We start from the raw sequence: 411 nt of genomic DNA on the forward strand, positions 1-411 counted from the left end.
GCAAGTACTAAATTAAGATGCGACCAACTTTATAAAGGTTGGATTTCCATCTAAAACGGGGGGTTGATAGTTCTTCTGATTACATAATAAAGCCGCTTCGGTTAGACTTCAGCGGCTTCTTGGTTATAACTTATTGTAGTCGAGCTTTATTTACTCTCAGATTTTAGCATTTTAAGAAGTCCTATTGCTTTTTCCTGGACAGGTACTTCCGTATCTGGTGCATATCTTTTGACTTTAATTTGCTCTGGACCCTTGATATTGTCGACTATCAAAGCATCGCCGCTGACTGAAAAACCAAATAGCGTGATCATTGCTTTTTGTACATGTTCGGTACCGCCAACTAAGAGTAAGCTATCATACTGCTTGAGCTCGTTGACTTCATAGTCATGTTCGGCCGTCTTTGATGTATCG

1 pseudogene is annotated in these 411 nt (G+C 39.9%); it reads right to left on the reverse strand.

The annotated features are described in order from the left end of the window. Positions 1–146: 146 nt before the first annotated feature. Positions 147–411, reverse strand: a pseudogene (locus tag A3712_RS27965) (hypothetical protein); the annotation flags it as partial.

This window comes from Vibrio sp. HI00D65 (assembly GCF_001635455.1).
Taxonomy (GTDB): Bacteria; Pseudomonadota; Gammaproteobacteria; order Enterobacterales; family Vibrionaceae; genus Vibrio.